Annotated in this window: 40 protein-coding genes and 1 tRNA gene; 5 read left to right on the top strand and 36 right to left on the bottom strand. The window is 45.6% G+C overall.

Annotated elements, in window-relative coordinates:
* Nucleotides 1–27: 27 nt before the first annotated feature.
* The 25 genes from C5S62_RS08200 to C5S62_RS08085 all read right to left on the bottom strand — a co-directional run bounded on the left by C5S62_RS08200 (nt 28) and on the right by C5S62_RS08085 (nt 15,973).
* Nucleotides 28–675 carry a hypothetical protein gene (locus tag C5S62_RS08200; protein ID WP_104404890.1) on the bottom strand — a complete coding sequence of 216 codons (648 nt, stop codon included), beginning with the start codon at nt 673–675 and terminating at the stop codon, nt 28–30.
* A gap of 5 nt (nt 676–680) precedes the next feature.
* Nucleotides 681–1,790 (bottom strand): DUF4417 domain-containing protein, encoded by a 1,110-nt coding sequence (locus C5S62_RS08195; RefSeq protein WP_223301192.1) that lies wholly within the window; start codon nt 1,788–1,790, stop codon nt 681–683.
* Between the two features lie 4 nt (nt 1,791–1,794).
* A complete protein-coding gene (locus C5S62_RS08190) occupies nt 1,795–2,250 on the bottom strand; it encodes a hypothetical protein (RefSeq protein ID WP_190311572.1) in 456 nt (151 codons plus the stop codon).
* 116 nt (nt 2,251–2,366) lie between these two features.
* Nucleotides 2,367–2,804, bottom strand: a complete 438-nt coding sequence (locus C5S62_RS08185; protein ID WP_104404887.1) for a hypothetical protein — start codon at nt 2,802–2,804, stop codon at nt 2,367–2,369.
* 1 nt (nt 2,805) lies between these two features.
* Nucleotides 2,806–3,072 carry a hypothetical protein gene (locus tag C5S62_RS08180; RefSeq protein WP_104404886.1) on the bottom strand — a complete coding sequence of 89 codons (267 nt, stop codon included), beginning with the start codon at nt 3,070–3,072 and terminating at the stop codon, nt 2,806–2,808.
* A 10-nt stretch (nt 3,073–3,082) separates the two neighbouring features.
* The gene (locus C5S62_RS08175; protein ID WP_104404885.1) at nt 3,083–3,277 is read right to left on the bottom strand and encodes a hypothetical protein; all 195 of its coding nucleotides are present in this window, start codon (nt 3,275–3,277) and stop codon (nt 3,083–3,085) included.
* A 261-nt stretch (nt 3,278–3,538) separates the two neighbouring features.
* On the bottom strand, nt 3,539–3,868 hold the full coding sequence (locus C5S62_RS08170; RefSeq protein WP_104404884.1) for a nucleoside triphosphate pyrophosphohydrolase family protein: 330 nt from the start codon (nt 3,866–3,868) through the stop codon (nt 3,539–3,541).
* Nucleotides 3,869–3,874: 6 nt separating this feature from the next.
* The gene (locus C5S62_RS08165) at nt 3,875–4,696 is read right to left on the bottom strand and encodes a ParB/RepB/Spo0J family partition protein (RefSeq protein ID WP_104404883.1); all 822 of its coding nucleotides are present in this window, start codon (nt 4,694–4,696) and stop codon (nt 3,875–3,877) included.
* A gap of 19 nt (nt 4,697–4,715) precedes the next feature.
* Nucleotides 4,716–5,447 carry a DNA methyltransferase gene (locus tag C5S62_RS08160; RefSeq protein WP_104404882.1) on the bottom strand — a complete coding sequence of 244 codons (732 nt, stop codon included), beginning with the start codon at nt 5,445–5,447 and terminating at the stop codon, nt 4,716–4,718.
* A gap of 2 nt (nt 5,448–5,449) precedes the next feature.
* Nucleotides 5,450–5,935: a hypothetical protein gene (locus tag C5S62_RS08155; protein ID WP_223301191.1), complete on the bottom strand. Its 486-nt coding sequence runs from the start codon at nt 5,933–5,935 to the stop codon at nt 5,450–5,452.
* Entirely contained in the window at nt 5,911–6,654 is a 744-nt protein-coding gene (locus C5S62_RS08150) for a DNA cytosine methyltransferase (protein ID WP_371411197.1), read from the bottom strand. The genes C5S62_RS08155 and C5S62_RS08150 overlap by 25 nt, the downstream gene beginning before the upstream one ends.
* On the bottom strand, nt 6,644–6,937 hold the full coding sequence (locus C5S62_RS14120) for a DNA cytosine methyltransferase (RefSeq protein WP_371411196.1): 294 nt from the start codon (nt 6,935–6,937) through the stop codon (nt 6,644–6,646). The genes C5S62_RS08150 and C5S62_RS14120 overlap by 11 nt, the downstream gene beginning before the upstream one ends.
* Before the next feature lie 46 nt (nt 6,938–6,983).
* The gene (locus tag C5S62_RS08145) at nt 6,984–7,667 is read right to left on the bottom strand and encodes an AAA family ATPase (RefSeq protein ID WP_223301190.1); all 684 of its coding nucleotides are present in this window, start codon (nt 7,665–7,667) and stop codon (nt 6,984–6,986) included.
* The gene (locus tag C5S62_RS13285) at nt 7,651–8,538 is read right to left on the bottom strand and encodes a hypothetical protein (protein WP_133159546.1); all 888 of its coding nucleotides are present in this window, start codon (nt 8,536–8,538) and stop codon (nt 7,651–7,653) included. The genes C5S62_RS08145 and C5S62_RS13285 overlap by 17 nt, the downstream gene beginning before the upstream one ends.
* A gap of 15 nt (nt 8,539–8,553) precedes the next feature.
* On the bottom strand, nt 8,554–9,300 hold the full coding sequence (locus C5S62_RS08135) for a hypothetical protein (protein WP_104404880.1): 747 nt from the start codon (nt 9,298–9,300) through the stop codon (nt 8,554–8,556).
* A gap of 27 nt (nt 9,301–9,327) precedes the next feature.
* Nucleotides 9,328–9,762: a hypothetical protein gene (locus tag C5S62_RS08130; RefSeq protein ID WP_104404879.1), complete on the bottom strand. Its 435-nt coding sequence runs from the start codon at nt 9,760–9,762 to the stop codon at nt 9,328–9,330.
* Nucleotides 9,763–9,792: 30 nt separating this feature from the next.
* The gene (locus C5S62_RS08125; RefSeq protein WP_104404878.1) at nt 9,793–10,407 is read right to left on the bottom strand and encodes a hypothetical protein; all 615 of its coding nucleotides are present in this window, start codon (nt 10,405–10,407) and stop codon (nt 9,793–9,795) included.
* Nucleotides 10,408–10,544: 137 nt separating this feature from the next.
* Entirely contained in the window at nt 10,545–10,976 is a 432-nt protein-coding gene (locus C5S62_RS08120) for a hypothetical protein (protein ID WP_104404877.1), read from the bottom strand.
* A 1-nt stretch (nt 10,977) separates the two neighbouring features.
* Nucleotides 10,978–11,706, bottom strand: a complete 729-nt coding sequence (locus C5S62_RS08115) for an MBL fold metallo-hydrolase (RefSeq protein WP_104404876.1) — start codon at nt 11,704–11,706, stop codon at nt 10,978–10,980.
* Nucleotides 11,707–11,708: 2 nt separating this feature from the next.
* Nucleotides 11,709–12,269 carry an HNH endonuclease gene (locus C5S62_RS08110; protein ID WP_104404875.1) on the bottom strand — a complete coding sequence of 187 codons (561 nt, stop codon included), beginning with the start codon at nt 12,267–12,269 and terminating at the stop codon, nt 11,709–11,711.
* A gap of 4 nt (nt 12,270–12,273) precedes the next feature.
* On the bottom strand, nt 12,274–13,245 hold the full coding sequence (locus tag C5S62_RS08105) for a recombinase RecT (protein WP_223301189.1): 972 nt from the start codon (nt 13,243–13,245) through the stop codon (nt 12,274–12,276).
* A gap of 8 nt (nt 13,246–13,253) precedes the next feature.
* Complete coding sequence (locus C5S62_RS08100; RefSeq protein WP_104404874.1) at nt 13,254–15,221, bottom strand: AAA family ATPase; 1,968 nt, start codon at nt 15,219–15,221, stop codon at nt 13,254–13,256.
* A gap of 1 nt (nt 15,222) precedes the next feature.
* Nucleotides 15,223–15,507, bottom strand: coding sequence for a hypothetical protein (locus tag C5S62_RS08095; protein WP_104404873.1), 285 nt, complete (start codon nt 15,505–15,507; stop codon nt 15,223–15,225).
* Complete coding sequence (locus C5S62_RS08090; RefSeq protein WP_104404872.1) at nt 15,504–15,734, bottom strand: hypothetical protein; 231 nt, start codon at nt 15,732–15,734, stop codon at nt 15,504–15,506. Before C5S62_RS08090 ends, C5S62_RS08095 begins: the two co-directional genes overlap by 4 nt.
* 14 nt (nt 15,735–15,748) lie before the next feature.
* The gene (locus tag C5S62_RS08085; protein ID WP_104404871.1) at nt 15,749–15,973 is read right to left on the bottom strand and encodes a hypothetical protein; all 225 of its coding nucleotides are present in this window, start codon (nt 15,971–15,973) and stop codon (nt 15,749–15,751) included.
* A 164-nt stretch (nt 15,974–16,137) separates the two neighbouring features.
* Here C5S62_RS08085 and C5S62_RS08080 point away from each other — a divergent pair, with 164 nt between their 5' ends.
* From C5S62_RS08080 to C5S62_RS08060, 5 genes are all read left to right on the top strand, one after another.
* Entirely contained in the window at nt 16,138–16,662 is a 525-nt protein-coding gene (locus C5S62_RS08080; RefSeq protein WP_104404870.1) for a hypothetical protein, read from the top strand.
* Complete coding sequence (locus C5S62_RS08075) at nt 16,659–16,859, top strand: hypothetical protein (RefSeq protein ID WP_104404869.1); 201 nt, start codon at nt 16,659–16,661, stop codon at nt 16,857–16,859. The genes C5S62_RS08080 and C5S62_RS08075 overlap by 4 nt, the downstream gene beginning before the upstream one ends.
* 4 nt (nt 16,860–16,863) lie before the next feature.
* Nucleotides 16,864–17,271, top strand: a complete 408-nt coding sequence (locus C5S62_RS08070) for a membrane lipoprotein lipid attachment site-containing protein (protein WP_104404868.1) — start codon at nt 16,864–16,866, stop codon at nt 17,269–17,271.
* Nucleotides 17,268–17,522: a hypothetical protein gene (locus tag C5S62_RS08065; RefSeq protein WP_223301188.1), complete on the top strand. Its 255-nt coding sequence runs from the start codon at nt 17,268–17,270 to the stop codon at nt 17,520–17,522. Before C5S62_RS08070 ends, C5S62_RS08065 begins: the two co-directional genes overlap by 4 nt.
* 147 nt (nt 17,523–17,669) lie before the next feature.
* Nucleotides 17,670–17,897 (top strand): hypothetical protein, encoded by a 228-nt coding sequence (locus C5S62_RS08060; RefSeq protein WP_104404867.1) that lies wholly within the window; start codon nt 17,670–17,672, stop codon nt 17,895–17,897.
* Between the two features lie 146 nt (nt 17,898–18,043).
* Here C5S62_RS08060 and C5S62_RS08055 read toward each other — a convergent pair whose 3' ends face one another.
* The 11 genes from C5S62_RS08055 to C5S62_RS08000 all read right to left on the bottom strand — a co-directional run bounded on the left by C5S62_RS08055 (nt 18,044) and on the right by C5S62_RS08000 (nt 26,398).
* Nucleotides 18,044–19,318 carry a site-specific integrase gene (locus C5S62_RS08055; RefSeq protein ID WP_223301187.1) on the bottom strand — a complete coding sequence of 425 codons (1,275 nt, stop codon included), beginning with the start codon at nt 19,316–19,318 and terminating at the stop codon, nt 18,044–18,046.
* Between the two features lie 108 nt (nt 19,319–19,426).
* Nucleotides 19,427–19,498: transfer RNA gene (locus C5S62_RS08050), tRNA-Arg, on the bottom strand.
* A 60-nt stretch (nt 19,499–19,558) separates the two neighbouring features.
* On the bottom strand, nt 19,559–19,786 hold the full coding sequence (locus tag C5S62_RS08045; RefSeq protein WP_133159544.1) for a hypothetical protein: 228 nt from the start codon (nt 19,784–19,786) through the stop codon (nt 19,559–19,561).
* A gap of 78 nt (nt 19,787–19,864) precedes the next feature.
* Complete coding sequence (locus tag C5S62_RS08040) at nt 19,865–21,448, bottom strand: phage terminase large subunit (RefSeq protein ID WP_104404865.1); 1,584 nt, start codon at nt 21,446–21,448, stop codon at nt 19,865–19,867.
* A gap of 205 nt (nt 21,449–21,653) precedes the next feature.
* Nucleotides 21,654–22,250, bottom strand: coding sequence for a DUF6549 family protein (locus tag C5S62_RS08035; RefSeq protein ID WP_104404864.1), 597 nt, complete (start codon nt 22,248–22,250; stop codon nt 21,654–21,656).
* A gap of 10 nt (nt 22,251–22,260) precedes the next feature.
* A complete protein-coding gene (locus C5S62_RS08030; RefSeq protein ID WP_104404863.1) occupies nt 22,261–22,878 on the bottom strand; it encodes an N-acetylmuramoyl-L-alanine amidase in 618 nt (205 codons plus the stop codon).
* A 261-nt stretch (nt 22,879–23,139) separates the two neighbouring features.
* Nucleotides 23,140–23,475: a hypothetical protein gene (locus tag C5S62_RS08020; RefSeq protein ID WP_104404861.1), complete on the bottom strand. Its 336-nt coding sequence runs from the start codon at nt 23,473–23,475 to the stop codon at nt 23,140–23,142.
* 24 nt (nt 23,476–23,499) lie between these two features.
* Nucleotides 23,500–24,036 carry a hypothetical protein gene (locus C5S62_RS08015; RefSeq protein WP_104404860.1) on the bottom strand — a complete coding sequence of 179 codons (537 nt, stop codon included), beginning with the start codon at nt 24,034–24,036 and terminating at the stop codon, nt 23,500–23,502.
* Nucleotides 24,037–24,099: 63 nt separating this feature from the next.
* Nucleotides 24,100–24,618 carry a hypothetical protein gene (locus tag C5S62_RS08010; RefSeq protein ID WP_104404859.1) on the bottom strand — a complete coding sequence of 173 codons (519 nt, stop codon included), beginning with the start codon at nt 24,616–24,618 and terminating at the stop codon, nt 24,100–24,102.
* A 95-nt stretch (nt 24,619–24,713) separates the two neighbouring features.
* Nucleotides 24,714–25,496 (bottom strand): exonuclease domain-containing protein, encoded by a 783-nt coding sequence (locus C5S62_RS08005; protein ID WP_104404858.1) that lies wholly within the window; start codon nt 25,494–25,496, stop codon nt 24,714–24,716.
* Between the two features lie 2 nt (nt 25,497–25,498).
* Nucleotides 25,499–26,398 carry a hypothetical protein gene (locus C5S62_RS08000; protein WP_104404857.1) on the bottom strand — a complete coding sequence of 300 codons (900 nt, stop codon included), beginning with the start codon at nt 26,396–26,398 and terminating at the stop codon, nt 25,499–25,501.
* Nucleotide 26,399 lies beyond the last annotated feature (1 nt).

Raw genomic sequence — 26,399 nt, 5'->3', positions numbered from 1 at the left:
TAGTTTATTTGATATTGCAAATTTACGTTATAATTTGAAACGGCGAGCTATCGAAATTGCCCGGCGAGTATATTTGTCGGATTTTCCATGTATGCCTTTGGTGATAACCTCGGCCCAGAACTCATCCACACTTGTTTTGCCATAGGAGCCGTAGCCTTTCTTGCGTTTGTCCTTGCTCCATTGGCGATATAGGTGTTGTATCTCTTTGCCGGCGGCCTTGTGCTTTGGTGAGGTGTAAGAACTGGTCCAAGTGGCGTGTGCTAATTCATGCGTAACCGTGTGTTGAGCTGCGCGATTGGTAACGTTCTTAAACCCATTGGCGTAGTTGGAGGCTTTGTAGGCGGCCTCAAATTTTCTCTTTGACGTGTCAAAGTGTCGGCGGCTTAGATATATGCCTTGTGAGCCATTAGGCCCGATATAGGTAACGCCATAAGCACCCGATATGTCGGCAATGCGGACGTGTCTTTCTCTTACGCCCATTACTGCCTCATAACGAGAGATAGCGCGATTGATTTGCTTTTCCATGTCGCGGTGCTGCATTGAGCTTGTGCCCGTTGCGGTAGCGGTCATCTTTGCCACCTGCTTCGGGGTGAGCTTGCGGCCATTGGAATTGACCGCTATGCCCGTTGTGCCTGCTTTGGCGTAGTTATTAACGCCCCCGGAGTTTCTGCCCATAGTCGTTATTTCTTTTTAGCGTTGATAAAATCGTGGATATAGAGTAATCCATGTTGGCGGCAAAATTCTTTTATCTCATCGCCACCGCCATAGACTACCAAATTGGGGCGTTCCAGACCGCTTATTTCCTGCGCCACTTGCAAATCGCTCTTGAGGCTCTCCATCCACCCGTCCAGTCCACGAGTGAAAAAGGCGTTGTAGCCTTTCGGAATACCCATTTTGTTATATTCGATAAACTTGTGGGCAACATTGAGGTCAGCGTAAACCTTAATGCCACACTCTTGCAAATAGCGACAAAGCCATCTCTTTTTATAGATAAGGCTTATGCCGTATGCGATAGGCGTTTGGTCGTGGCAGCTACAATTAGGCTCAACCACGGCCTCGCAACCGCTTGTGAGCAATTTAATCGGGTCTTTGAATAATGCCTCAAAGCGGTAATCATCCACATAGAAATGATAAGTCGCCACGTCTTTTCTTAGGCGGCTATTCGCTCCCCACGGATTAAGCGGTAACTCAACCTTGCCTGCTTGCATTTCAAGCAAGAGATTGGGGATTTCATAGATGTTGTCGCTCTCATACAACACGTCTTTAAGCATGGAGCGATAGAAAGCCTCCTTTTCATCAGCCTCTTCATCATCGCCTTGCTCATCGTCTATGTCGTTGTCATCGTCCACGTCCTCATCATCGGGATTGTCGAAAGGAGCCGCATTTGCAGTCTTGGCTCCGCCTCTCTTGCTTGCACTCTCTTTCGGAAATTCCAGACCGATAAAGCAAAAATCAACGTCCTCAAAAGCGGGGTCAGTCTGTAATGCGCCAAAATCCCACTCTCCGTTGTTTATGTTGGAGCGCAGGATAAGGTCGTTGCGCTCATCGTCCGTGAGGTCGGAGTAAAGCACGGTCGGGACCTCTTTAATTTTGAGCTTTTTTACAGCCTTGAGGCGTTGATTGCCATCCAGCACAACGAGGCGGCCGTCCTGTTCCTCAATCGCCATAGGTCGGTGTTCCCAAAATCCGTTGAGCTTGATTGAATCAACAACACGAGCCAGCCCGTCCTTGTCGATAGTTCGCGGATTGTTTGGCAGAGGGTGCAGGTCGGCAACCTTGCGATATTTCATTGGCTCACATTTCATCGTCCCCTGCACCCTCCTCAGCCTTTTCAGTTAACAATTCCTCATCCTCGGAGTAATCGGGATTGAGGTTTGTTTCATCCTCGGCCAGATTGAACACCTTGCGGATAAGTTCAGCCACGCGAATAAGGCGATAGTGGCGGCGATTGGCGATAAAAACCAGTCGGCTACCATCGTTTAGGTCAACACCCATTCCATAGAAACGGGCGCGATAGTCCAAAGGCAATTTAACCTTGTTGTCGTAGATATACACCGCATCGGCCACAACTTTTGAGAGTGTCGCGGTGCGATTGTAGCGGCCATTGAGATAGATATGCGCTTTATCGCCCTTAGAGAGCGTTTCGTGGGGCAATAGCCTTGCGACTTTTTCACCTATCCACTCGCGCCCTCCGACAAGCCAAATGGCATATAAGACAACCACCACCGCCAGAACGGTCCAAGCTATCATAACGTAATCTCCAACGTGTGGGGCCGAAATTTCCATGCGTGTAATATTAACTTGGTTAATGATGCGAAGATACAAAATAAAGCGTTTACAGAACACATTTTAGGTGAGAAAATTTACTATCTCCCGAAAACAAGCATAGCGGCATCACGCTTATGCTCATTCGTGCGTCCTTTCCACTTTGTAATGTTTACGAAAGTTTCATGCGTAATCTTGGTAAGATTGCGTTTCGGAGCAACCATTTCAAACCAAACGCCTAAGTCTTTGAGGTATGCCTCCCAGATAGACGCATCACGTTTGACAAAGCCAACGCCTTGCAGTTTTTTACGCTCTTCCTCGCGGGTCATATTCTCCGTACCAAACCACGTTCTTTGTCGCGGGTCCTCAACTCTCACATAAAGCCTTACGCCCTCTTGGTCGGCTATACTCTTGTACTGAGCCACCATTTCCATTGCCTTGTGGATTGCAACATCCTCAATAGCCCGGAAACACTGGCTCCGGCTATCCCACACGGCTATGCCTGTGTGGGTGCCGGTATCAATGCCAATGTGTATCATATCAGTAGTGGGCGCAAACTTTGTCGTAGATAGCCTTGCACACCTCTATGTCGTAGAGCGCATCGTGGAGCTTGCTATCGTCAATAGCAATGCCGAGGGTCTTGGCTACTGTTCCCTGCTTGAAATTCTCCATGTCGGCGCGCTGGACGTGGAGATTGAAAGTTTCCTTAACCTCTCCGTCTATTACCACCATGCCGGAAATCTGGTGGATTCCATGCTTGTTTACGAGCGTTCCGGTCGTTTCTAAGTCGAAAAATAACAGTTTCATTTTTAGAGTATTATTCTTTGATTTTACGAATTTTGATGTATTGCGGGCCGCCCATAAGCACTTGCATATAGATTGTGGCTATGATTTGCCAATAGGCTTCGCGCCCGGATTTCTTGATGATGTCCTTTTTGAGCTTACGCGGTAGGCGTATAGGCTTGTGGGGCTTTTTCGTGCGTATGCACTCCCCTTTGATGTCTTGTGTCATTCTTTCTCGGTCTTTTTGTATGTGAATAAGTCGTTGTTGTCGGTTGTAACGAATAGAGGCGGGATAGCACCCCCATACGTCATTTGTGATACATATATCCGTGGCTTTCTCTTGAGGCGTTCAAAGTCGGCCTCGGTCAACTCCCAGCAAGATATTACTTGGGCCCGTCCTCGGATATGCGACAGGGTAGCGGTTGCACATTCGCATCATTGCTTGAGGCGATTGCGTTTTGTTCTGGAAATTCTATCGGTTTCATTTTGCTTATCTGTTATCGCCCGTGCCGTGGATTGTACCCCGGAGCTTACGGGCAGCTATTTTTGCGAGATTGAGAGTTGCTACCTCGGAAAGTGAGTAGCCTATTGCCCTTGCAAGATTGGCGGCGTACCAAAGCACATCGCCCAATTCGTAGGCTATTCGGTTCCGTGTGTCCTTGTCGGAGAAATCCCCGTTGTGGTCGCGGATTATCTTTTTCACCTTGTCGGCTACCTCGCCGGCTTCACCGCATAAAGCGAGTGCGAGATATTCAACTTTGTTGTCGTTTGGGTAGATAGCCGTAGAGAGAGCCTCCGCTTGGTATTCGTTTAGTTCCATTCGATATTAGTTTTTGCTTGTGATTGTCTTTTTATATTCTCTCATGGCAGCGTGGAGTGTGCCGTGCTTGTCGAGCAACTTTATCAGAGTGTCAACCTCAACGGTCGGCTCACCGTCCAGATACGCGGCAATGTTTCGTAGAGCGTCAGCGATAGCTTTACCTTGCTTTGCATCCTTGAGGGAGCGTTGCACCTCTTTGTTGGTTGCGGTCGAGCGTCCGGCGGCCTTTGCAGTCCTTACGGCCGTTTTGGCGGCTCTCACTTGGTCGTGGGGGTCGGCGTAGTTGCTTGCGAGTTCACGCGCTGCTTTGGCCGACAATTCACCACTCGCTATCTTGTCTTGTAGATATTGGGGCAGGTCGAGCAATGCCAGGCACTTGCTAATGAAAGCTGGGGATTTTTTGAAAGTTTCGGCTATTTGTACTTGCGAATAGCCAAATTCCTCTTTGAAACGGCGAAACATTATAGCACATTCCAGCTCGGTAAAACGCTTGCCCTCGTTCCTCATCATCTGCTCAATGTAGAGGTCTTTCACGCTTGCATCCTTTGGAGCATTGAGAGCCGGAACATAAGGGATGTCGGCACCCTCGGAGATAGCAAGCATGGTCGCACGATAGCGGCGTTCTCCGTCAACCAGTTTATAGCGTTCCACCCCGTTTTCATCCTTGTAGGCGATAACGGTTATAGGGTTAAGTACCCCCTTTTCCTTGATTTGCTCTTTGAGTTCGTCTAAGTCGAAATCTCGGCGCACGTTAAATCCGTCCACAACCACGATGTTGCGCGGGTCCACAAGAAATATATCCTTGCGTTTGGTAGAGTTAGTTTCCATTGTAGTAACTTGTTGTACGTTAGAATAAACTTTTTTGAGCGACAGCTCCACGGAGGCGTTTCATGGCCGGCTCAAAATACTTTTCCAGTATCTCGCATCCGATAAACTTGCGCTTTTCGTTGTGGCAGGCAATGGCGGTCGAGAAAGAGCCGGCGTAAGCGTCAAAGACTACATCGCCCTCGCTTGTATGGAGCAATAATAGACGTTGCAAAAGGCTCACAGGCTTTTCGGTTTCATGTATGCGCTGCGCTGCTTGAGGCGGCTGGTTGCGAAAGGTTTTCAGTTGCATATCATATCCGAGAGAGTTGTATGTGACGCCTTTCTCACGCACATACACGATAAATTCCAGATTGTTGATATAGCAACCGTTTCCGAGTGGAATAGGGTTAGGCTTATCCCATACCAAAAGAGTTGCTACATAACCGCGCTGCTCCCACCATGTCATTATACGCCCTATCTGCTTGTTTGAGCAAAACACGCAGATATTCACACGCTTGCAAATACGCTCAAACTCGCTGAAAATCTTGTCGTAGTCAATGCCTTGCGACACGAAATATAGAGAGCTGTTTTTGCGCGACTGTATCTGCTTACGGGTGCAGAAATCACCATGCACACCACCACCGTTAAGGTCTAAGTCGTATGGAATATCCGACAATATGAAATCCACACTATTATCCGGCAGATTACCCATAACCTTTTCACAGTCGGCGTTGAAACACTTGCAATCGCCCAATATCACGCAGCTATCCATGCTCAATATCGAAAATCGGTGAAATGAATAATTTTGCCCTTGAACACATTGCCGGTGTGAACACTCCCGAAAAACCACTCTATAAAGTCGGGCAGTTCGAGGCCGTCATTCTTGGCGAGAGTTTCAATAGGTACTGGCTTGCCGTCAACCCACGCTTGGGGCTTTTCATCATCCACTCCGTAGGTAATGGTGATGTCTTGCAGTCCTACCGACACAAACTGCTTTATATCGGCCTGCTCGGAGTTGTAGGGTCGGCCCGTCCATTCTCTCACGCATAAGATTTTGTTTCCGGCGTTGATGTCGGCCACTTTTTGCGCCCATTGTCCTTTTTCATCGGCGCGTATGGTGTGTATCTTACGACCCGCAAAGAGCTTGACCGCAAAGAGGGTGTTTATGCCCTTTTTGGAGTGTGTGGCTGGGAATACCCGGCACAATGTAAGGATTACTTTCTTGCGTTCCATTTTTACTTGGTTAATTTGGTTAGCCATTGTTCGTAAACTTGTGTGGCTATCTGGGCTATCATTATTGGCGGTACGCTCATTCCGCAGATATATTCGGGCTTTTGAGTGCCAAAATCGTAGTCTTGTGGGAAAGATGATACTTTGCATATATCCGACACTGAGAGCCATTGTTTGCCCCAATCCGGCATAGGAGAGGCTTTTGCCCTATATCCGGCAACCAACGTGGGGTGTATGTCGGTTTTCTGAACGAGGGCGCATTGGAGATACTTTTTCGGCAATCCTCTCTTGAGGCGGTCGTATTCCTCGGAATAGCACGGGGTAGTTATCGGGTCCCCTAACGTAAGGCCGGCCTCCTCGCATGATATACCCGGCTCGTTGAAATCAAGTATCAGACGAGGCAATACATCGAAAAGGTTGTAGGTCTGCGGCACATAGTCGATAAGGTCTTTTCGCAGACACACGAAAAAGACACGCTCACGCCTTTGTGGTACGCCCATATTCTGCGCGTCTAAAAGCCAGTGTTGGCAATAATAGCCAGCCGCATCAAATTCGGCGTAGATACGTTGCACATACTTTTTCGCATCGCCTTGCAACAAGCCTTTGACGTTCTCGGCGATTACCACTTTCGGCTGGAGCTTACGCGCAACCTCGATGAAATCGAAAAAGAGTGTATCAAGCACTTGCGTAGCCTGCCCCTCACGAAACTTTTTCTCAACGCCCCATGCTTCCTCACGACTACCAGCCATCGAGAAAGCGGAGCATGGCGGGGACCCGTCCAGAATATCGAGATGCAGTCCTTTCCTTGAACATCTGAATTGACTCCAGAAACTTATAGCGCGGGTGATGGTTGCTCTCGTATAGGTTCATTACCCGAATATCTATCTCATTACAGCCTATCACGTCAAAGCCCGCCAGTTTATAGCCCATAGTCGAGCCGCCACCACAAGCAAAGCAAGAGAAAACCTTGCCTTTGTCTTTGGTGAAAATCGCGTCTTTGAGCGTCCAGTTGTAATTAAATCTATGCTCCATTTTCTTATAAAGCTGTTTGGTGAATACACTTATAGGGCGAAAAGAATTAACGCCGGCGGCTACCCCCGTGCAGTTCTATCACGTTGAAAGATTTGAAACGGTCAACAAGTCTGCCCTCAAAGCGTTGTTTAAGCTCCTTGACAGTAAGGTTGCTTGTGATATGATAGCGTTTGCCGTGCTGCTGGTATATCTCATAACGGGCAAAGAGAAATTCATCCGTTATCTGGGTAAGCAACGTGCCGAAACTCTTTTGATTCTCGGTTGCAAGTCCTAAGTCATTAAGGCAAATGTTATACGGGTCCACACCGTCATAAGCCTCTTGGCGGCTCGCTCCTTGCAGTTCGTTGTAGGTGTACTTGTCAATATGCCCGAAAACCTTGTGATAGTTCATAAGCTGGGTCATACTGATATTGCGAAACTGATTCACATTGTTTGTCGCTTGGAGATAGTCGGCGAACACTTGCATAAGCAATGTTTTACCTGTTCCGGGTTCACCTATCAAGAGTATGTTTTTGTGTATCTTGTAGTTCTCATTTGGAAATACAAGCTCGGCGAGGGGGCAGTCGTTGAAGTAGTATAACAGAAAACGCAAAACATCCTTGTTATGCTCATCAACCATGAAACGTGAAAACTCACGCAGCATATAGTTGTTACCCATGCCGATAACCATGTTGGCGTGTACTTGGTATTCCTGCTCGTCTGTAAGGTCATACTTAAAACCTTTCAGCATAGCCTTCCTCCTGCGCATCACCAGATTGCGGGCCTGCTCCTGCTGGAGCTTGTAACGCTCCTGTTGCATATCCCGTAGTAGCTGGAGTGCCTCCTGCTGATTTCGGGGTAGTCGTAATTGTTGGGGGTCGAGTTCCATATCTTTGTTGTCTTTCGTAATAAGCGTCTGCCACCCACGACAAAATAGCGCGATAGTGGCTTTTGTATTTTGAGTAACAGCCTTTTGAGCCTATGTAATTACTCAGTAGGTCAATCATGCCCTTTGTTTCGTCCTCGCCGTATTTCTCGCACAGCTTGGCGTATTCCTCTTGCGTCATTGAAACATAATCGGCATACTGATATTTTTTATTTTTCTCCGCTTTTGCCTTTTGTACCGGCGTTAGCTCTGGGGGAGCTTGAGGCACATCCTCATTATCGAATAATTGAGGTTGTGGCGGCTCTTGCTTGTTTTCGGGGGGAGGCTCAACGATTACGGGCGCAGGCGTTTCGGGTAATTCCGTTTGTTGCTCAATCTTGCGCATGGTTATCTCGCCACCTTTGCGGCCGGCGTTGCGCCTTATTGCGCTTATGCGCTCTTTTCTCACCATTTCGGGGGAGTAGTAAGCTCCTTTGTCATCAACCGCCAATAGCCCGTTCTCAATAAGAATTTCAAGTGCTATCGGGTCAATATCCAAAGTTCTTAATATCTGCTCTCTGGTGTAGGCTTTTCCGTTGGGATATGCCATTATCCCCCTTGTGGGGCTTTCCCACAGATAGCAAAGCATAGTTAGCCACATCCCCCTTATTTCGTAAGAGAGATTATTGATACGGGGGCTGTCTAACCATTCCCCCGTATCAATAGGCATTAGGGATTTGCTCCGCTTGTTTGCCATAGGGGATTTCAGTCTTTATGCCTCCAGAATGGCGATGTCGGGGGCTATCCCGCGGATTTCGTTCAGCACTCGGTCAATGGCCGTGTCGCGCCACTCATCGGAAATTTCCTTTGCGCCGGGCGATACGAGCTGTAAGAACACCTCGCCGTCCGTAAGGTAGTGGTCAAATTCCACATCGAAAGTGGTCTTTTCCGGCCCATTGAAAATAGGGATTTTCACGGTGAACGACTTGGGCAGGTTGCTTTCTACCGTTTGGCGATAGACCTCGGCGCGAGAGCCAGACGGGTCATGCTGCTTTTCGATTTGAGATTGGGCGTTGGCTTTGAAATTCTTGAGGGCCGATACGAGTTTCATGCACTGCTCTTTGTCCTCAAAGGCAGCACGATTGAGGCGTATGAATTGCCCCAGTTTGGCGGGTACCCAGCCGGCGTTGGGTTCGTTGATACCGAATTTCTTGAACACCTCGGAGAGTTCGGCGGTGCCGGAGATAGTGGCTTTGTTGTAGGGGTCGCTTTCATTGACAATAAGCGTGATTGTGTACTTTTCACGCTCTACCAGAATTTTTGCCTTTTTCTGGTCGATTGTGGCAACTCGCTTTTCCAGCCAGTCCTGCGGTGTCGAGAGAACACCGGCTACGTCCGTACTTACGGGGGCTTTCTCATCCAGCACTTTGCCAGCCACGCCCTCGCGGTAAACTATCACGATAGGCTTTTCGCCCGTGTAGTTTTCGATTGTGAGATTGATTTTGCTATTCTCATCCATTGTTGTAAGGATTAAGTTGGTGAATTGTTAATCATCCGTGCCGGTGCGCAAAAAGCGCGCAGCCTGAATGATGTTACGTTGTCTTTCTTCGGGTGTCATGGCACGTTCCTCTATCTTGTAGCCGTCAGCGGAGTAGTAGGCAGTTCTACCCTCGTCAACATCCACAATCTTGTAGGTGTCGGCCGTTACCCATTCGCCACGGGCTTTCAGCTCATCGAGTATCTTGCCCCGGCGTTCAAGCAATGGCTTGATACGGCCTTTGATGTCGGCGCGCACTTGTGCAAGCTCATCTTCAAGCTCGGCCACTTGGATTGACACGGATTCAAGCTCGGCGCGGCGGTCGTTAACCTCGTCTTGGTTGAAAGAGCGCGTAAAACTACGCGGCTCTATCTGGTCGCAGTTGTCGCGCAGCATTTGCTCACGAGCTTCAACCGGGTCATTGGGAAACATTACATCTTGCATATCTCTTATGTTTTTGGGGTGAATTGCAGTTTATTCAAGGTGGCCGCCCACGGTGAAATTGTAGGCATAGGCTTCAGCCCACAATTCCACGAATTGCTTGCCAAAGTATTCTGCCTTTTCCTCGGTGTCAAGGCACAAGCGGAAGCCACCGTACGCAATCGAGTACGAGGAACGATAAGTCGCAGTCAGAGAACCGAAGCCCGCAAACGCTCCAGGATCCGCAATAGCAGACAGGAGGGCACGGCGTTCATCATCGCTCATGTTGGAGATTTCGCCGGGGGTCCAGAGTGCCATTACCGGGTACCACCACACTTTGCTACCGTCAGCCGTGGGCTGGCATTTGTTCTCGCCGCCCCATAGAGCTTTGCAAATATGCTCCAGCTTCATTTGGGCGATAATATGGTTAGGTACTCCGGCGGCTACGAGCTTTTCAACGTCCATACTTTCGCCAAGAGCAACGCAAGCGTCCTCGTAGGAGCGAATTGTGGTATAGTCTGAAAGACTTGGTGCCGGTTGGGAGGGGGTTGCAGTTGTTTCGTTATCCCCTACGAGAACAGCGAGAATTTTGCGCGTGTTGTCATCGGCCATTGCATAAGCTGCCTCATAGTTCGCGCTTGTGATTTTGAGTTCTTTGTTTTCGCTCATCGTCTAATTGTTTGAGTTTATTGATGCTAATTTTAGTCATTCGTATTGCATTTGCCACTCTAAGGCTCTTTGTCGGATTAGGTGGCAAGAGGTCTAATATCATAGGAATATGTCTTACCAATTCCGATATTACGTTGTCAGCTACCGGTATCATTTGTGCGCCAATATTTATCCGGGTCAGGTATTTCGATACCGAGAAATTCACGTCCGTACTCCCGCAGCTTTTCGCAATAGGTTGAGAATTTCACGGTGTCCATTGTGGCGGTCGAGCTTGGAAATTCCACTATCTCGCCCGTATGTCGATTAACAACACTCTCTTTGGCGATTATTGATTTGAAAAACTCATGCACCTGCTCCACCGTGGTAAACTCCCAGCCCGCCTCTAAAAGAGCGTCTAAAAGCATGGGATAGATACAACCCCAGAGCCAACCGTTTTGGTCGTTGGTGCGCGGCTTGCGGATTTTCTTAACCTCAATATGGTAAAGTCCATCGCATACCTGCGCAAACCACTCGTATAGGGGTCGGAGATTGAAACGCCCGCTTATCTTTTCTACCATAACCTTTGCCATGTCAATACTTGGTAATGTCAAGGGTCAAGCCCGGATTTGCGGCATACACAACCTTACCTGTCAATCGTTCTATCTCGCTAATGAAATTCTCTCGGTCGCTATTCTGCGCGGATAGGTGCAAAAGCACGATATTCTGAACGAGAGATAGGTCATGCTCACTAATTACGCGCTTGCAAGTGTCAAGCTCCATGTGCGAGTTAGGCAGTCGCTCAATCTGGCTTTTGAGCGTGTAACCCTTATTCACGGCCTCAAGCAACTTGTAGTTGGAATAGTTGCACTCAATCAGCAAGTGGCTTAAATTCGGGAATGTTTGCAAGCAATCGCAACTGTCTGTAAGGAACAACAAACGGCCACATTCGGGGTGCATGATATGATAGCCCACACAAGGAACATCGTGGAAAGCGGGAAAAGGCAACACCTTAAACCGGCCCAGCTTGTAGCCTTTGCCCGGTTGTATGGCTATTGCACGAGAGCCGGCCACCTGCTTTGCAGTCCACACCTCCGGCAGTGCCAGTGTCGTAATTCCACTATCAACCATGTTGCGAATATATTTGGCGTGGTCGTTGTGAGCGTGGCTTATCAAGCATCCGACAACTTTCCGCAGGTTGTAGTTAAGAGCTTGCTTTACCTTGCTGAATGGTATGCCGGCTTCGATTATCAAAGCCTCCTTTCCATTATCAAGTATGTAGCAATTTCCGCTGCTGCTTGACCCTAATACTTTAAGTTCCATACTCATTTTGCTATTTCCCAATTAAAGCCACCTGCTTGTTTCCGCACTTTACCCGATTTGTATTCCTCTCTATTAGCAACTTGTGCAATGTTACGTTCACATATTCCGGTTGCATGAGCCGCAGCCTTGATACTGGGATATTTGGCAACGAAAATACCATCAAGTGTGTATTGCGCAACCGCTTTAATCTTTGTTAGGGTGTTGTACTCCACTATTCCTTTTGTTATAGTCGGAGATTTGCGGATTGTTTCAACATGATGGGCTTTCTTTGAAAGACATTGGAGATTTGAAATGCAGTTGTTTTGACGATTTCCATCCTTATGGTGAATTTCCATACCGGGTGCTATCGGGCCGACAAAAGCCTCATAAACTAACCTATGCAAAAGAGCCGTTTTCTTAGCTCCATTTGCCATAAGCGATATGCGGATATAGTCGCTTGTGCCATTTTTCAAAGAGCGAATAACGCCCTTTGAGTTACGCACATACGATTTCAGCCTACCAAGAGAGGATATTTCATAATATCCCTCGAAGCCTACAACTGCTTTCCAAATCTCCATTGCCATAGTGTTAAAATCCACATTCGATTACTTGGGCTTCCTCACTCTCCACCTCAGCGGGGGCAGGGGTAATGTCCTCATACTCCACCGTAGTTGCATCAACCGCTTGTGCGGTCGCTACGCCGGCAGTGTCAGCGGTCGGAGCTTTGACAACGCTTTGTGTTGCGGCCCCGTCATCGCTATCAAGTGCCTGCTGGAGTTCCACGGAGAGATAGCCATATTTACTTAGTAGATTCCTTAGCACGGTCTTAATCGCCATGCCGTGAAAGTTTCCGAGCCAGCCCAGAGAGCCGCTATCAGCTACCACGGGGAGTTTGGAAAGTTCCATAAGCGATTGAACGGTTACATCACGATTGCCCTTAATTGCTTTTGAGTAGCGTTTGGCGTGTATGGCTATTTCCTCTACACTCATGTAGAGTGCCTTGTGATAGCCGTTGAGCAATTCGATATAGGCAAAGTAGCCTATCACGGTTTCGCTCTTGCGGTCTCCGTCTAAGTCGATTTCGCCCGTGAGCTTGGATTTCTTTTTGAGTTCGCCCTCATACACCACATCGGCGTTGATAATGCGATACTGACCCGTGCGCATTGCGAGTTGATATAAACCCTTATAGCCTATCTGGAAAGTCGGCTCATACTGCTTGCGCTTGGAGCCGTCCGGCAGCGTAACAGTGTTGTTGTAGGCAATGATGAAAGCCTGTCCGAGAGCCTTATTGATAGGCAGGCGCAGAACGGCCGCTTTTAAGGCTTCTTTCACTACGAGGGTAGGGTCGCATAGCTGGAGCTTGCCGTCCGTGCTGAAAAGTTCCAGAACGGCCGCCATAAATGTTGAGGCGTTCTGCTGGAGGGCGTTCTCAAATTGTTTTTTGATTGCACCATTGTTAAGCACCTCGTTAAGTTGATTGACAGGCGATTTCTTTGCCGGTGCCGTCTGTGGGGCCGGCGCGGGTGCAGTCATCGGAGCTGCTTGTCTTGTCTGTGTCATTGTGGTAACTATTGAATTGTTAGAGTTCTGTCATAGCTCACGCGCAGATTGATAACCTGCGAGATTGTGGGGATTACCTCATTGACACTTTCGCGGTTGTCAATAAAGATAGGCGCGGAAAAGCCTTTGGCTACGCATAAGGCGTTGATTATGTCAAGTCCGGCATTGAGCTTTCCGGCGGCGTTCACATCGGGATAGGGGGTGCCGTTCACCGTGCATACACAAGTGATTTTCTCACCACCGTTCTTTTGCTCTTTGAGGAAAGAGAAAGAAACGTACTTGAAAAGGCCGTTGATACGCTCATAGAGCATTTCATCTTTGGCTTTAAGGAAGCGCGTGTAAGTGTCCTCCCAGCACTCCAAATCGGCTATGGCTTGATTGTTGGCAATCCGCTTTTCCTCTAACTCGGAGATTTCCTTTCGGCAGCGGGCGATTACCTCACGCTTACCCAGCCGGCGGTTGAGTTCGGCGATACTTTCCGACAACATGGCTTTTGCCTCTTGGAGTTCGCTTGTGTCGGCCGGCTTCTCATCGGCGTAAATCCGGTTGTTCAGTTCCTCTATTTCGTTGGCAAGCGCAACGCATTGAGGGTCGGTTCCGATTATTTCCTCAACATTGAGCGCGGCGGGAATATGCGCTTTGGCATATTCGATTTTGCCTTTCAGCTCCAGCACCCGGTCTTGGAGTGTTGAGATTTGCCCGGTAAGGCGCGTTTCATCAGCCTTTGCTTGGTCGAGCGACTTGCGCATTGGTATTCCACGAGCCTGTATCTCCTTTTGGCGTTTGGCTTTGTCCTGCTCAAAGTTGCCACGGATTCTATCAAGCGTTTTGGCGAGATTATCACCTTTCAGCGGTTCGCCACAAGTGGGGCAGACGAGGCTCTCTTTGGTCGGCTCAACGAATACCTCTAACGCCACGGCCTTAAAGTCCTCGCGTAAGCCTACAATATCCTTGTCGAGCTTGGATATAGTGCCTTGCACGGTTTCAAGCTCACGGGTCTTTGTGGCAATGTTGCGCTCCATTGTGGCAAGCTCACTCTCCATTGCCTCTAAGTCGGAGATAGCTTTGTTGCGGTCGGAATTGGCTTGCACACGGATTTCATTCTGACGGTTGCCTAACGCCAGACGCTTTTCTCCCTGTAAGCGCATAAGTTCTACCTTGCGCTGGTTGGCGGCATTGGCCGCTGCGCTCACATCGGAAAGTTGAGCGTCAATGTCGGCGAGGCTTTTTTTCTTGTCGGCAAGCTCACTTTCCAGCGCGGCCCAGTCCTCATCTTCGGGCATTAACTTTTGCGCAGTTTCGATGTTTGAGGGTATGGTTGTGAGTGCGTCATTACAACTCTTTTTCTTGGCGGCTACCTCTTGGGCGTATTTGATTAAGGACGTGCCGTTGATATGGTCGAGCAACGCCATAAATTCCGGGCTTAAAGCGGCCACCTCGTCATCGGATATGTTGCCTACCATTTGGAGCAACATTTCTTTCTGGTCCTCGGCCGACAGGCGGGGGAATAGGTAGGGGTTGGTTATCAGCCTAAATACATCTTCGGGGATAATCTCGGAGATTTCGGCTTGATACTCCTTTTTGGTGCCGCAACGCACATCGTTAATGAAAAACTGTGTTTCATCTTTCATCACCTCATCGGTAGTGCCGTTTACCTTGTTCCATTTCTCCACAAGGCAGCGTTGCAGTTTAATCTCTCTCCCGTCCACGTCAAACACACCTGTTACGGAGTGTTCCAGACGATAGATAGGTTTTCCGTTCTTGTCGAGGGTCTTGACATTAAAGCCCCCGTTGCCATCGCCACGGCCTGCGCTATCCTTTCCGAATAGCAGCCACAAGTAAGCATCATAGAGCGTGGTCTTGCCCGTGCCGTTCTCGCCAGATACCAGCGTTACCGCATTGGTGAAATCGGCATGAAACTCTCGCACTCCCTTAAAGTTTACGAGCGATAGCGATTTTAGCTTAATAGTTTTCATGCTATCTGTGAATTATTGTGTTTAACCTTTCGGCTTGATTGATTGCCATCAGTTCGGCGCGTGAATAGTAGCGTTTGGAGTTTTTTGCGGACCCGTTACGTTGTGGCGTTATCAATCCGCTTTCCACCCAGCGTTTAACCCTCACCTCTTGGAATTGACTATACGCCTCACGTTGAGAAATAAGGTCGCTTGCCGGAGCCGCTTCCTTTTGGTAGGTCGCAACACCAAGAGCCGCCATATTCGCGCATAGCGTTTTCAGTTCGTACAATTCCATTGTGATTGTCATTGCTTTGCTACCTTATGCGCTTTGTGAGCTTTGATTTTGCGAATAAGCAAATCCTTGAGGCTTTCCCCGTCCTCTTTGTCGAGAAAGAGTAAGCCCGAAAAATAGAGAGAAGCGGCTACGAAAAGCCAGTGCATCGGATTACCGGCGCATACTCCCCAGATAGCCCCGGCGAGGCATAAGAGCCAAATGCAGAGCCAGACGGTGTTGTAAATTTGTGTTCCTGTCATCGGTGTTGCAATTTTTATGTGAATAATTCTTGTTCGGGAATACCTAACTCTTTGGAAATAATAGAGGTTTTGAGTGCATCCGGCTTTTGAGTGCCGGCTATCCAGCAGCGTACCGTAACCTCATGCACTTTACACAAAGCGGCGATTTTCTTAACGAAAGCCGTTTTTGGGGCTACCTCAGCCTTTGGGGGCAGAGCGTCATAGAATTGGCGAAACCTTGTTTTTTTCTTGTTCTCCATTATAATTCTTATAGTGTTATGTGTTCCGTAAGCACAATTTTTTGTATCTTTGCGACACTACAAAACTGATTATGGTGCAAAGATAAAGAACTTTACCAACACAGCCAAATGTTTAGGTAAAAAATTTAGGAAAAATTTTTGCTCAAATCTCAAACAAGCTGATAATGAACAAGATAGACAGATACAAAATTTTAGTGCGCCACCTCATAAGCATTGGGATAGCGACCAGCCAAAAGGATTTAGGCACAAAATTGGGCTACAACAACGAATCTGCCTTTTCCCAGCTCATCAATGGCAAGGTAGTAGAGCCTAAAAACTTTACCGAGAAATTAAAGAGTTTAGTCCCCGACCTCAATCTTGAATGGTTGGAGAAAGGCGAGGGGGCTATGCTCATAAGCCAAGACAACAACGGCGGCGGTCAACATTTCCACGGGCCGATAACGGGAGATAACCCACAATTCGCCGGCCATGATTTCACCAACAACCCGCCATGCAACTTTGGCTTTGAGGTTGACAAGGTGATAGAGGCGTTGACAGCCCAAGCAAGCCTTACCAAAGAAGCCCACGAGATAACCCGTAGGGCGCAGGCGCAAGTTGACCGAGCGCAAGCGCAGGTTGACGTGGCGCAGCAACAGGTTAACCGCCTATTGTCAATAATCGAACAGAAACTAAATATCGTAATGGCATGAACAAATATTACCGAATGGTGATTGAGCTTTTCAAGGAAAGCCTCACCAACGTAAACCGGGTAAATCCCGATGAAAGCCTCCGGGTACTGATAGAGATAGAGAAAGCGATAACAACTGCAAAAATCACCGGCCAGCCCCTTGATGAGCTATACCAGCTTAAAGCGGATGTTGAGCTTGTGAGAGCATTGAACGAGTAGGACTATGAAAAAGCTAATTGCAATATTAGTGTTGGCGATAGCCCTCACTGCCTGCCAAGAATCCTATGAAAAGGCCGTTGATGATTACGTTAAGCAAAATTTCAACGACCCGGAAAGCTACGAGTGTGTCGAGCTTGGAAAGCCTCAAGAATATACCATTGTGCTATACGCAATGGAACAGGTTAGAGCAAAGGGGAGAGCTGAGGGATGGTCTGCCGATTCAATTTTCAACAAGACAATGGAGATACGACCCTACTTTGAGAGCTTAGGCAGCAACCCGGATAGCGTTCTCTTTCGTTTTGTCGAGCATACTTATAGAGCCAACAATGCAATGGGGGCTAAGGTACTCCACAAAGAGAAATGGTATCTTAACGATGACCTTACAGCCATAACGAGAATAGAGCCGCAATGAATACTCCGATAAGTAAGCAAATCATGGAGCGTTTTTATTGCGCCCTCGACGCGATAATCGCCATGAAACGTATTCGCGGCGTGAACACCTATTGCCGACTATACGAGATAGACCGGCGCAACCTTATCGCAAATCGGAAAGACTTGGATAGGGGGTGGTTTCAAGTATCGTGGCTCCAGCCAATGATAACCGAGTATGGAGTTAACGCCAAATGGCTCTTGACAGGCTCCGGCAAGATGTTTGAACAGTAAGCAAAGAAAGGGCGGCATTTTCGGATGTCGCTCTTTTTTGTTCTTTCCCCCACACCCCCTATTTCAATATACATATACTCTTAATATAATATAGTGTGTATATATACGCGCGCAGGCGCATTATGCGCGCAGGCGCGAGGCAAAATTTTGCTTAAGCAAAACCGCCTAAAAAGTATCTTGAATTTCAGCGACTTACAAATTTTGCTTAAGCAAAACGGTAATTTTCTGATTTTGCTTAGGCAAAAGTTAAAACGTGCTGATTGTCAAGATATTGCGATTTTGCTTAAGCAAAATTTTAGGGTGTGGAACATTTTGCCTAAGCAAAACCGAATTGTTAAAGAGTTGATTTATGCGGTATTACAAAATTTTGCCTAAGCAAAACGAGGTTAAAAAAGTGTGTTTGAGAGTCTATTTTTAAGCCATTTTCGCCCTAAAATATCCGTGGAACATTTTGCTTAGGCAAAATTATCAAAATGCACTACTGATATTCAAGATGTTACAAATTTTGCTTAGGCAAAACTCTATTTTTTAGGCTCGTCAACACTCGGTAAATCCAATGCCAGAAAATCAAGCACGGCGCGGTTGGCAGCGTCTATCTTATCCCAGCTCTTACGAATGTAGATGTCGGTTACACGCATATTCTCGTCAACATGGTTTAGGGCGGTATGCACCGTATATTTGTCAACTCCAGCGTCATTGTTGGCTATCGTAGCCCAACTATGCCGGGCCGCGTAAAACTCCAAATCATCAACGCCGATAATCTTGCCTATGCGTTTCAGCCCTTTGTTGAGCGCAGCGCAAAATGTGTCGGTGGATGAATAGAGCCGATAGAAATTGAACACCCTTTGCCCCGTGGGGTCGTGGTACTTATCCACAAGAGCCTGCGCCTCCGGCTCAATTCTTATGGAGATTTCCGCTTTGTCGGCACGGCGGTTGCGCGTCTTTTGGCGTTGGTAGGTTATGCGGCCGTCCGCGATGTCGGTCGCGGCGAATAGGTCGGCGGCGTTCATGCCGATAAGAAAAAAGCTCAAAAGAAAAACGTCCTTAGCAAAGTTGAATCGGTTTACTCCGGGTTGCAAAATCGTGGTGTAGGGTATTTGAGCAAAGGCCCGCATTTGCTCCAGGGTTAGGGCGCGTTTGCGGGATAGCGAGGGCTTTGGTATCTCTACCTTGTTGAACGGAGAGAAAGGTATGCGGATAATTCCGGCTTCCTCATCGTTAAATTCTTTCTTAGCTCGGTTATACATTGCCCGGAGTTGCGCGAGATACAGGCTTTGGGCGCGGTCTCCTTTCTTGCAGTCTTTCCGTGGTGGCTGCTTGGCTATCCATGCTATCCAGTCATTGAGGAATTGTACCGTGATTTCCTTAATGCTTACAACCTCACGCTCGGCAAATCGTTTCAGACTGTTTATTGCCACCTTATAGGCTTTAGCGGTCCCGCCTCGTCCGTCTTTCTCCAGCTTGGCGATGAAAGCCTCGGTGTAGGCTACAATATCCAAGTCAAAGGGTTTTTCTCTATCCTTTGCCAGCAACTCAACGACCTGCTCCACGGTCATATCGTCCAGACCCTCGCCCACACTGTTACATATAGCGCGGTAGCGGCGCAATGTATCCTCTACCATGTCGATGTACTTTTGGTTTTTGAGCTTGAGGGCGCGTGTCAAATCCTCTTTACCCACATACCACGGAGTAGAGAGATACTTTTTGCGCTGCTTGTGAGTAACGCGGATTTTTATGTTATAAGTGCCGTCAGCTCTCTTTTGGTGAGCATACACCTCTGCTTTGAAAGTTGCCATTTTCTCTTGTAGAACTATTGTAGAACATTCTCACGCAAAATTAGTCATTTTTTGCGGAAAGTGAGGAAACAAAAAAGCCCCACCCGGAAAAGGTGAGGCTTGATTTTGTAGCCCTGCGGGGAATCGAACCCCGATTTAAGGTTTAGGAAACCCTCGTTCTATCCGTTGAACTACAAGGCTTTATGTAGTTTAATCAATGTGTCAGTTCTCAAACATTCACTCGGTAAACAAAATTTGCACTCAAATTTTACGCTCAACCCGGAATAGATGTTTATAAATCTCTTCATCCTTTCTTATCCATACCTGCCCTGGATAAGAAACGCCAACATTGTATTCACGGATATTCTTACCAACTGCCAAAATTTTTTCAATCTCATAATATTGATCAAGATATTCCAGTATCTGCATTTCAGCCCTTTGTTCGGCTTGCGGTATGCGGTCCGGAACATCACGAATGATTTGCTTCATGTGCTCTTCAGTAGCAATGGAGCAATAATCCCTATTTGTCAGAAAACGATTGTATGCCATTGTTCTTGATGTTTATTATTAATAGTCAAAATCACCATAAACAGTGTCATTGGAATCAATAGTGGTTACTATTTCGGTCGATGCTGTCTTGTATTTGGAATAAGCCTGACTGAGATAATATATCATTGCATAATCAAAACAGTCTGAAAAGTGACCCCAACGCTCTACTCTTTCACCAGCATCATTGAGAATTTTCTTTTTCTCCTTAGTGCCATCAGGATTCTTTTTCTGATATACAAAATCCTCAATCAGTCTATGACAACGGGCATCAATATAGATTTTCCATCCCTGAAAGTTGTGTAACAATTCATTGATAAATTCCAGTCGTGTCACTACTGCCGGCTGTTTGCTCAATAACTGTATTTTAGGTTTTAATACAGCATTGGTCATATTCTTATTGGCAATCGTAAAGTTATTTACACCCTCTTCAGTTTGAGTGGAGCGTGATAAACCAGCCGGATCTCCAGTCAGTAATACACCGCCAATCTGACCGTCTGTTACAAGCTGAGAAGCAATCCATCGTGTAAATGCCGGAGTGTTGTTGCGCTTATCTTTAGGATAACCAACATATTCAGGAAAGACATAAACAATCTTTTCATCAAAATCTATCTGCATCGGCAGACAGCTCATGTATGGATTAACATTGAAGTCAAAGCTAAGAATAAGCGGCTTCAAAGGGTCGTATGCCTGTTCACGAAGATTATGTATCAGATGCTTATCGCCATCAAAATTCCAATATGCAGCCATCTTATTACTTGTAGTAAATAACCAGTTCCCATAAAGCAGACGGTCACGGTCAGCCTTATTGCGCAGTTTACTGAGCTTATTGTAATAGATAGCTCGGAACTGTTCGTTAGGATTATCAAATAAGCTAAAAGGAATGTAACGATAACCGGTCTGCAATTCCACAGGATCGCCATCATCGGTCATCACAAAGGTCGAGCGCACCCAAGTCAAGCAGGGGTTGGTTGACATAAAAAGTTTACCGACGACAAATGTCTCAGCAATCTTATAACGAATACGAGATGTAAGAACTTCCACAGCTTTTTCTGACACCTCAGATACCTCGTCAATAAAACCTCCCGTGATTTCCAAAGAACCCAATGAGTTAAAATCAGGGTCTTGTGGACTGGGGGTCAAATCCATTGCTATAATTTCAGACCCATTCCAGAAGGTAATAACATAAGTAACATTGTTGATGTGATAATGAATATCCTGTTTCAAGCCCCATGTCCGAAGCACATCTTTAAGCGTAACCCAAGTTGTTTCCAACAATGTCTTACGAACCTTACGAGCGACAACCATACGGATCCCCTCAAATTGCATACAGCTACACACCAGCCAGCAGCAACCTATATAAGACTTGCCACCGCCGGCAGAACCGCCACCCAATACTTGTTCCGGAATGTCTGTATTTCCGCATTGCTCACAAGTAGCTTGATATATACGATGACCTAATTTATCAAACCCATTAGGCTTCATTACAAGCTTGCCTCCGCACTTATCACAATGGTTAGGTTGCAGTGCGGTCCATAGCTCATATTGCCTTGCAGATGGTTTGAAAGTTATTTTGAGACCACGAGGTCGTTCCAATTTTGCCATGTTTTTCTTTTACTAATAATAGTTTGGCAATAAAAATCCACCCTACTTCACAGTAGAGTGGATCAAGCTTAATAACAAATTATTAATTAAAACCTAAAATCCAATCTTTCTTAACTGTTGCATTTGACTTTATTCAAAGAGTTGGAAATATTTTTGCCGATTTGTTTGAGACCTTGCGGTGTTACGGGTTTTGTTTTCTTTTCCATTATTCTATTACATCAATAGTTTGTAAATTGACTATCTTTGCTTTAGGATTATGATTAATGACCCGGACACTTTTATGTTCTTTCCATTTAATCAAACCGAAAAGCCATGAGTGCTTCTTCTGAACATTAAGTATGGTCAAGCTGTCTCGCACTTCATAATCTATAATAGTATTCTTGTCTGGTAATACCTCGACATCAATATTCACAAACGAATCTTCTAAGCTTGCTGTCAATCCACCAAAGGAATCAACAACTGCTATCACAGTGTCTTTACTTTGTGTAACTGAAGTAACTTCCGTAACAGAACCTACATCTTTAGGACGAACCTTAGAAGCAGCCAAAAGTCTATCATATTTCGCTTTCAGGTTGTCATGTGTCATATTCAGACTTTTGACTTCTGCCTGATATAAAGCTACTGAATCATTCAAGCGAATTTTGGTATATTCGATCTCTTGATTCAAATCATTGATAGTGGTCTCTAAAGTATTTGCCCTCTGATGGTATGCTGATGCCTTACGATTTGCATCATATAGAGCAAAGCAAAGAATACCAATAACAAGGAAAATTCCAACCTTATTTAATATCAACTTCCACATAAACAATAAATTAGAGCTTAAAATATTCGTCTTTTACTTCAAAACATGGGCAAGCTTTTGCTGCAAATTCCTTATGACCATGTATTGTAGCATTAGGATATAGTTTCTTCAGTTCTTTCAAAAGCTTCAGCAAAGCCTTCTTCTGAGCATCAGTGCGCGTATCTTTAGGAGTACCATCGGCAGTCTGACCACCAATATAGCAGATACCGATACTGATAGAATTGTGACCGGTACAATGAGCTCCAGAGATATTAATGTCACGCCCCTTATGTACAGAGCCATCACGGTAAATCACATAATGATAGCCAATATCAGAAAAGCCTCGCTGTAAGTGCCAAGCTCTAATGTCAGCTACTGTAAAGTCCTTACCCTCTGGAGTGGCAGAACAATGTACGATGATTTCTTTGATTTTGCGTTTACTTTTAAGGAGTTGAGTCACTTCGCCGGTTCTCAATACAGCCCAAGTATTTGGTCCAACAATACCATCAACTTTAAGTCCATAAGACCTTTGATGTTGTTTGACCGCTTCTTCTGTCAAAGAACCAAAAATGCCGTCCGGCATTAGATGAAGAGCGTTCTGTAAAGTTTTAACAGATTCACCTCTACTGCCCTTCTTTAATATTTCCATGATGTTATAATATTGTTGATTTTAATATACTTAGGGTTCTCATTCGATTAATTCTATCAGGGCCTTCTATAGAGCAAATAGGTATGTAATAATTTCTGATTCTTCTCATAACCTTGACATCGACATAAGCACCGGTTAAATTGCCTCCAGTATAGAGAATCCTCGTCACAACACCAGTCCGGTTAGTCAAAAGGCTATTCCCATTTTGCTCCAATTTTTTTGAATATCGGATAGTAATCTGATCTCCGATTTTTAATTCATTCATTGATTTGGATGCTGTTGTGAATTTCGGTGTGGGTAATCCCCCAGAATATCTTCTAACCTGTCTCTTATTTGCCGAATATCAGTTGACATATCGGCAAAAGACCGCATGGTAGCTTCAAATACAGCCTTATCAAGTTTCATATTGTCAAGTTTCACATACTGATCATCGACCTGCACCTTGATCTGAGCAATTTCTTTTTCCATTTGATCTATTCTCATCATACTTGCCTGATACTGAATATAAAGTCCACAGACAAATACAATGAAGGTAAAAATCGTCTTGGCATTGTTGATAACAAAGTCTCCGATGATTGAATTAGTCTTATTATCCATGATAGTTAGTTAAAAATTAATGAGTTATTCAATCACCTTATCAACACTATTGTCCTTATTGATTTCAGGAACAATGAGATTAAATGTAATGCCATCGCCATCTGCACCTTCCAGCATAACCTTATGCGCAATATCTTCTTTGATACCGTACATATCTATCAGTTTGCTGGCAGCATTAACAGACACAGCACGTAATGCCGCCGGAGAAAGAGTGACACCAAACTTGTCACAAACCATCAGTGTGGAACATTCATCTGCAATCTTCAGCAACATAGAAGTCAAACGAGGTTTAAGGGTAGCTGCATCAACCAAATTATCATTCTGAATCTGGCTGATGCGCTCCCTTATATCGTCGCGTAACATAAGTTGTCTAACTTGAATAGCAACCTCTACATCTTTTCGAGCATTGCTTTCAACTTCATCTGGATCAAACAATAGCCCAGTATTGTTATTGAAAACAAGATCAAATGTTTTTTGGGCATTGCCGTTATATGGAGAAGGCCCGCAGGCATATACCAAACAGAACTTCTCTTCTAAGTCTGTGAGCTTACTTTTTTCCATTATGCTATAAATACATTGGTTCTTTATAGATAATAGAAAATAAGCTCACAAAGGCTCAACACATCATTTTTCAGTAGAATCTTCTCTGAGATTTTGGCTCATTATTTTATGCCGGAACAATTTTACAATACCTTGTAAACACTGCTCAATACGCTCCATCGTATTTAGCTCTGCCATATTAAAATTGATCTGAAGAGCGTATCCCCCAATGTATGCAAGTGCTTTGCCGGTTTTTTCATCAGTAATCTGGCAGATGTCATAGTCCTCCAGTTCTCTGAACATCATCACTCCAGTTGTGATGGAATCCAGATATGCTTCGGGCAATTCATTTTCATCCACCAACTGAATAGGGGTTGGATGGTTAACACGCTGCATACGCACAATTTGATTCTGTCGTACATTAGCAGTTCCACCCTTAACTTCTATACGGTTTTCTTGCTGAAATACCGGCTTCGTGGTGTTTTCGTCAGGTTTGGACTGCACTACGTCTCTATGTACATTGGCTTGAAGCCCCTGAGCTACGGCGTCACTGGTAGGCACCATAGTGCCCGTCTTTTTATCGAACTGAAACTTATGCTTCATAGTCGTAATTATTGGTTGCTGACTTCATTATGCTGTACATGACAGCTCCCAAACACATGGTCGTACCAAGGATATACAGAATTGTACTCATAGCTTTATATTTTGAAATGATCTCTAAGTTTTTCTTTCTTCTCAGCAGACAAACTGCCGACGGCATTACCTCCACCAGATGATTGTTCACGCATCCTGGCAGTAAGCACTCTTACAATTTCTCTGGTAGCTGTAACATCGGCATCTGCATCATGAGCATCATCCAAATCAATGCCTAATCGCTCTGCCATTGCCTCCAGCTTCCATGTGGTAATGCTCTTGTCATTATCAAAAGTCAACTGACTGAGTATAATCGTGTCTAATTGAGCCGGCTGGAAGTTACCCCAGAAGTCCTTTTCACCCCTTACCAGCTTGCAGAATTCGGGCCACAATCCAGAATATAACATGATTTGCTGCATGAACTTCTTATCAAACAAAGGATTCTGCCCAATCATAAAAGGCTTATTGCTTGCTACAACTGGGAACGTATTGCGCTTAATAAAGTCGCAGATTTCCTGACACACATCTTCAAGCGGCTTACCCATTGAATAGAGCATATCCATTGTGATGTTAGAGTATTTCAGAGCCTTTTCATCATAGTCCATCAACTCTTCACCGTCATCTTCATATTTATTTTTGAGAACCTTACGTTTTGGCTTCCCAATTTCAGATTTCTTATGATACGGATATATGTATGCTGCGTATTTCTCCATCACCTCAAACGTATCAAGACGGATAGCGTGAAGTGATATCTGAGTTGCTGCACAAACAGTGCAGTCTAATCCTCCAGTCTCAAAGTCATATACTATTGCAGTAATGACATTTCCTTTTTCTACAGGTGCTGCCATTGTTATTTATTTTTGATTTCTTCGTATATGCGCTCTATATTATTAAATAGCTCCGCTTTCTTACCATTGTTTTCAATTACATAGTCATAGTCCTTATCAATCAGGTTTCTACGCTCATCACGACGTATTCTGGTCTCATCTACGCCAGACTTCCGACGTAATGATTTATTACGCTTAATAAGCACTGTATATATATCATATACATCGCCGAAATCCTTGCGAAGATTCTCAAGCCCTTTTTCATCTATAACATAGACAGTGCATGGACCAAATACCTGCCACTTGGTAGCGTAATAGTAATATCCACCAAAATGAGCGTAAGCAATCAGTTCAGTTTTATCAGGCACTATGTCAATAAAATGATGGTCGCGCCCCTCCACTTCCGTTGGTCTTGGAGGTCTTGTTGTGAAGGAGCAAATCACATTCGCATCCTTATGATGTTTTAGATGTAATGAGGCAAGTGTCTTACCACATCCGGAGCCACCAACGATACATAAGATTTTAAGTTTTTCCATATCTAATTGAGGATTTAAGTATTCATTAATACGGTGATTTAGTATTTCACGCATCAACATTTTTAATCTTGTAGGAGTGACCCTTCCACGCTTGCGACTGTAATGCGAAGAAGTCAACAAATTCCGTTTAACCATATTTACCTGAACTTGCTGTGGGTCTCTCCAATGATACCATGCGATTGCATCTCCATTCTCATCAAAGAGATTTGGCATGATATAATTTTCAACCTTATCATGATATATGTTGAGGTCACGTGCTTTGGCAATAGCAGCTTGAATCCGATACCATCCATTATATCCGGTGCCGGCACATTCATGTCTGAACTTTCTCAGTTGCTCTTGAACCTGATCATCCAGTTCTTCTTTTATGTCTATCAGAAATGACATA

Source organism: Prevotella sp. MGM2 (genome assembly GCF_002933955.1).
Taxonomy (GTDB): domain Bacteria; phylum Bacteroidota; class Bacteroidia; order Bacteroidales; family Bacteroidaceae; genus Alloprevotella.
This window is presented reverse-complemented; position numbering and strand designations above follow the sequence as displayed.